Genomic DNA, 2565 nt, shown 5'->3' with positions numbered 1-2565 from the left:
GATAGAACGACGCCCGCGTGGTCGCGGCCCCGCCAACGGCAGGGGGCCCTGCGTACGCACGCCGGGGGCGGTACCGCGCGGGTCCCCGGACGTGTGAACCGAGGACGCCGACGTCCCCGACGGGGAGCCGGGCTCGTAGGGTGGTCCTCATGAAGGACCTTCCCGCCCGCCGTCTGCTCCTGGTGCACGCGCACCCCGACGACGAGTCGATCAACAACGGCGCCACCATGGCCAAGTACGTCCACGAGGGCGCCCACGTCACGCTGGTGACCTGCACCCTGGGCGAGGAGGGCGAGGTCATCCCGCCGTCGCTGGCGCACCTCGCGGCCGACCGGGACGACGCGCTCGGCCCGTACCGCGTGGGTGAACTCGCCGCCGCCATGAAGGAGCTGGGGGTCACCGACCACCGCTTCCTGGGCGCTCCGGGCAGGTACCGCGACTCCGGGATGATGGGCACCGAGCAGAACCACCGGCCCGGCGCCTTCTGGGACACCGCCGTGGACGAGGCGGCGGCCCCGCTGGTGGACGTCATCCGCGAGGTCCGCCCGCAGGTCCTGGTGACGTACGACCCCGACGGCGGCTACGGCCACCCGGACCACGTCCAGGCCCACCGGGTGGCGACCCGCGCGGCCGAACTCGCCGCCGATCCCGGGTACACGGCCGGTTCCGGTGCCTCGGGCGCGCCGCACGCCGTCGCGAAGATCTACTGGAACCGGACGCCCCGCCCGGTGGCCGAAGAGGCGTTCGCCCGGCTCCGGGCCGAGGCCCCCGGGGTGTTCGCGGAGATCGCCGACGTCGACGACGTGCCCGGCGTGACCGAGGAGTCCGTGATCACCACGGAGATCGACGGTTCGGCGTACGCGGAGGCGAAGGCGGCGGCCATGCGGGCGCACGCCACCCAGGTCTCCGTGCACGGCCCCTGGTTCACCCTCTCCAACGACAAGGGCCAGCCGCTCTTCACCACCGAGTACTACCAACTGGTCCACGGCGTCCGTGGCGGTGAGGGCGGTGGCGGGGAGCGCGAGAGCGATCTCTTCGCCGGCCTGCCCGAGGCCGGCGTCGGGACGGGGGTCCGGCCATGAGCGGCAAGAAGGACCGGGCCCGCGCCGAAGCCCGCGCCCCGCGTACCAACGCCCCGCCCCGGGCCCCCGAGCCCACCGGGATGGCGGCCCCGCTCAACCCCCGCAGGATCGGCGCCTACGTCGGTCTCGCGATTCTCGGCGCGCTGGTCGCGGTGGCCGGCGCGCTGGTGCAGGCGGCCTGGTTCCCCGGCGGTCTGCTGCTGGCGCTGGCCGGCGCGGCGGGCGTCTTCTACGGCGGTCGTGTCCTCACGCGTACGCAGCTCGGCGCCTTCGCGCCCGCCGCCGGCTGGCTCGTCGCGGTGGTCGTGGTGCTGAACGGACGCCCGGAAGGTGACTTCTTCTTCGGGGGCGGCGACGAGATCGTCCTGGCCCTCTTCGTCCTCGGAGGGATGGTGGTCGCTGTGATCTGCGCCACCTTCGCCAAGGGGCCGGTTTCGGCCAACGACCAGGAACGTTCAGGCCGGTGACATGCCTTGAGCGGCAGCTCGTGGGCGTTCGCGGGTGTGAGGTGCCGGTGGAGGTTTCCACCGGGCGTGAAACGCCCGTGCGCGGCGGCCAGTATGGTGGTGCGCGCGCCGAGCCGTCCCCTGGCCTGCGGCATGGGGGAAGTACGGGCGGCGGAGCCAATCGGGAGAACCTGCTTTGAGTCGTGAAACTGACAGTTCGTCCTCCGGGCCCCAGGGGCGCGGTGGTGCCGCCTATCCCTCGGGCACGCCGCCGTACGGATCACGCCAGTACCCGTCGTTGCACCCGACGCAGGACGGCGCGGAACCCGCACCCGAGCCCACCCCGGATTCCCCCCGGTCGTCACGGCCCGACGAGCCGAGGACCGAGACGACCCTGACGACGCGCATCCGGATCAACATCCCCGGTTCGCGGCCGATCCCGCCCGTCGTGATGCGTACGCCCATGGCCGAGGGCGACAGCGCCCCCGACGCCGAGCGCACGGCCGTCACGCCGCTTCCCGGTGCGGGCACCCCCGCCCCGGGGCAGCCGTCCGGCGAGCCGGCCGCCGAGGCAGGCGACGGCGGTGACCCCGAGGGGACGCCGGCCGAGCCGCCCGCCAAGGAGAAGCCCACCAGCGACTGGTTCGCCCCGCGCAAGGTGCCGGCCGCTCCTTCGGTGCTGGACGCCCCGAGCAGTCCTGCCGGTCCGGGTGGTTTCGCCGGTGCTCCTTCCGGGGGAAGCGTGCCGGGCCCGGCGGGCGGGGACACGCAGGGCGGCCCGCGCGCCGAGTCGCCGTACTTCTCCGACGGCCCGCAGTCCGGCTTCTCCGGCGGTCCCGCGGCCGGCCGGAGCGCCCTGGACAGCATCGACGCGGACCTCGCCGACTCCGGCGGGCCCGCGGAGTCCGGGGTGCGCGCCCCCGGCCCGGCCGGTTCCACGACCGGACCGACGGCCGGCACCGAAGAGGAAGGCCGTGGCACGGTCCGACCGGTCGGTGAGGTCGCTGAGCCGCTCCACGCCGATGACGAGGACGTAC

At 74.5% G+C, this 2565-nt stretch carries 2 protein-coding genes and 1 pseudogene; 2 read left to right on the top strand and 1 reads right to left on the bottom strand.

Annotated elements, in window-relative coordinates; all coding sequences use genetic code 11:
• Positions 1 to 149 precede the first annotated feature (149 nt).
• Both mshB and ACWD3D_RS35950 read left to right on the top strand, forming a co-directional pair.
• Positions 150 to 1082, top strand: a complete 933-nt coding sequence (gene mshB / locus ACWD3D_RS35955; protein WP_451464866.1) for an N-acetyl-1-D-myo-inositol-2-amino-2-deoxy-alpha-D-glucopyranoside deacetylase — start codon at positions 150 to 152, stop codon at positions 1080 to 1082.
• Positions 1079 to 1549, top strand: coding sequence for a DUF6113 family protein (locus tag ACWD3D_RS35950; protein WP_451464865.1), 471 nt, complete (start codon positions 1079 to 1081; stop codon positions 1547 to 1549). Before mshB ends, ACWD3D_RS35950 begins: the two co-directional genes overlap by 4 nt.
• A gap of 931 nt (positions 1550 to 2480) precedes the next feature.
• Here the strand turns inward: ACWD3D_RS35950 and ACWD3D_RS35945 are convergent.
• Positions 2481 to 2565: pseudogene (locus ACWD3D_RS35945) on the bottom strand (hypothetical protein); the annotation flags it as partial.

Source organism: Streptomyces sp. NPDC002690, from assembly GCF_053592415.1.
The sequence above is the reverse complement of the archived record's forward strand: the minus strand, read 5'-3'. Positions and strand labels throughout refer to the sequence as shown.

Excerpts from the sequence above, each read along its gene's own strand:
- mshB (WP_451464866.1), top strand. The coding sequence starts at position 150 with ATGAAGGACCTTCCCGCCCGCCGTCTGCTCCTGGTGCACGCGCACCCC.
- ACWD3D_RS35950 (WP_451464865.1), top strand. The coding sequence starts at position 1,079 with ATGAGCGGCAAGAAGGACCGGGCCCGCGCCGAAGCCCGCGCCCCGCGT.